This window comes from Kosakonia sp. H7A (assembly GCF_003028445.1).
Lineage (GTDB): Bacteria > Pseudomonadota > Gammaproteobacteria > Enterobacterales > Enterobacteriaceae > Kosakonia > Kosakonia radicincitans.
This window is the reverse complement of record NZ_PYTZ01000097.1, coordinates 1-479: the sequence shown is the minus strand read 5'-3', so window position 1 is coordinate 479 and position 479 is coordinate 1. Positions and strand designations below refer to the sequence as shown.

1 protein-coding gene is annotated in these 479 nt (G+C 59.5%); it reads left to right on the top strand.

Annotation, left to right across the window (positions count from 1 at the left end; genetic code table 11):
- Nucleotides 1–231: 231 nt before the first annotated feature.
- Nucleotides 232–453: a hypothetical protein gene (locus tag CWM66_RS28395; protein ID WP_107147755.1), complete on the top strand. Its 222-nt coding sequence runs from the start codon at nucleotides 232–234 to the stop codon at nucleotides 451–453.
- Nucleotides 454–479 lie beyond the last annotated feature (26 nt).

The window sequence follows — 479 nt, the reverse complement described above, 5'->3', positions numbered from 1 at the left end:
AACCCGTTTCGAATCGACCAGAACAGATAGCCGCTTTTGAGATCCATGCCTTCGCACCGACGGAAATGAATGCGTGATCTACCGATGCGCTGGTTAAAAAAAAGTGAGTTGCAACGGCGCGGCGTGAAGTCATCGAACCGCAAACAGCTGGCGTTAACTTGGGTGAGAAGGTCCTAACACGCACCTGCGTAAGCTGCGCGCCGGTTCCAGTAACACGCAACAAGGTGAAAGATGTCGATCCTCCTCTATGTCGGTGGCAGCAAGGATGGCGAGAAGGGCCTGGTGCCCTATGGCTTCAGCCGCTCGATGGCGATGACCGAGGAAGGCCCGGAGTTCTATGTGGAGCGCACGCTGTCACTGGCGCGCGTGGGCAAGGTGCGGGTGATGGCACTGGAATCGCTGCAGGACACGCTGGTGGCCGAGCGGCTGGCGGACCATTACGGACGGAGCTGATCCGCACCGCGCTTGGGCCGGTGCTG

Bases quoted from the DNA above. Each gene is read 5' to 3' on its own strand.
- CWM66_RS28395 (WP_107147755.1), top strand. From the start codon at position 232: ATGTCGATCCTCCTCTATGTCGGTGGCAGCAAGGATGGCGAGAAGGGC.